The sequence below is a fragment of the Arthrobacter sp. 10N418 genome (assembly GCF_056394725.1).
Genome location: NZ_JBFTIK010000060.1, coordinates 1 through 1,722 on the forward strand (window position 1 = coordinate 1; position 1,722 = coordinate 1,722).

General features: G+C 65.5%; 1 protein-coding gene. It reads left to right on the top strand.

All coding sequences use genetic code 11. The annotated features are described in order from the left end of the window. The first annotated feature begins 119 nt into the window (after positions 1-119). Positions 120-1,550: an IS1380 family transposase gene (locus AC1DCZ_RS19295; RefSeq protein ID WP_476976001.1), complete on the top strand. Its 1,431-nt coding sequence runs from the start codon at positions 120-122 to the stop codon at positions 1,548-1,550. The last annotated feature ends 172 nt before the right edge of the window (positions 1,551-1,722 follow it).

Below are 1,722 nucleotides of genomic sequence, written 5' to 3' on the forward strand. Positions count from 1 at the left end.
CCCCAGGTTTTCATGGCGGGTCCGTCGGGATGGCGTGTTAATCAGGGAAAGGGTGCTCTGAACTGGGAAAATAGTGGTTGTCGAGACCGTTATTTGCCGAGCGAGGGAGCACCCTTTCGATGCAGAAGTCTACCCGTGTTTTTCCGTCCCTGCCGGTCAGTTTCACCGGCCAGTCGCTGATCTCCCAGGCCGGGGTCTCGGTGCTCACCGGCTTCATGGACGCGCTGGGTTTCGGTAGCCTGTGTGAGGACAGGCTGGTTCAGTTTGTTCCCTCTGGCGCGAAGCACCGGCCGGGCCGGCTGGTTGGTTCTTTGGCCGCGATGCTCGCCGCCGGCGGCGAACACGCCTCGGATCTGGACATCCTGCGGTCCTCACCCGGCGCCTTCGGTCAGCTGCCCTCGAACGCGACCGTGTCACGGTTCTTCGAACGCACCGTGGCGAACCCGGAGCTGTTCGGCTACGGATTCGAAACCCTTACCCGGGAACTGCGCACCCGGGCCTGGGGCGCCGCCGGGGACCGGAACCCGGCACTCGCCGCGACTGCCGCGGACCCGCTCATCATCGACCTCGACGCGACGCTCGTGACCTCGCATTCGGATAAGGAGAACGTGGCCGGCACCTACAAAGGCGGCTACGGGTTCGCCCCGTTCATCGCCAGCGTCGATTACGGCGGCGGCAACGGTTCCGGGGAGATCCTCGCCGCCGTGCTGCGGCCGGGCAACGCGGGAGCGAACAGCGCCGAGGACCACATCCGGGTCTTCCAAACGGCCGCAGCCCAGCTGCCCGACGGGTTCTTCAACGAGGCCGGGGCCCTGGCCGGGGAGAAGGTGTTGGTCCGTACCGACAGTGCCGGGGCCTCACGGAAATTCCTCTGGCACCTGCATAGCCTCGGCGTGCAGTTCTCCACCAGCTATACCCTGCCGTTCGGCAAGGCCCACATGATCGACTGGATCAGCGACAAAGAGTACTGGCAGCCGGCCCTGGACCAGTCCGGGACCGACCGGACCGATGCGTGGGTCATCAACGCCACCGACGTCGTTCCGCTCACCGATTACCCGCCGGGCACGAACCTGTTCCTCCGCGCCGAGCCGCTGCACCCCGGAGCGCAGCCGACCCTGCTCGATGTCGACGGGCACCGGATCACCGCGTTCCTGACCAACTCCCCGCGCTGGCACGGGCCGTTCCTGGACGCCAGGCACCGCGCCCGCGGCCGGTGCGAGAACCGGATCAAAACCCTGAAAAACACCGGCCTGGGCAAGCTGCCGTTCTTTGATTTCGCCGCGAACCAGGCCTGGGCAAACATCGCCGCCCTCGCCCTCAACCTGGTCTCCTGGCTGCAGCTCGCCGCCCTCCCGGACGGGCACCACGCCAAAGCTTGGGACATCAAACGCTGGCGCTACCGGCTCTTCGCGACCGCCGGGAAAATCATCACCCGCGCCCGCCGCAACCAGCTCCTGCTCTCGGAATCCGCCCCGGAAAAGGATCTCCYGAAACTTCTCCTGGAGACCAACGCCCGGCTCAACAAAGGGCTCGTTCCTTCTACCGGCTGATCGCGGACCTCATCCTGCCCCAACGAACAGCACGATCACCGGAAGTGGAACCGGCGCCAACCCAGGCGAACCAACAGGCCACACCAGACTGCCCGAAAACAGAAAACAACCGCCCAACAGCCGCGGCCACAAATCAGCGGCCATCAACGAGCACCATGAAAAATCGAGGCTA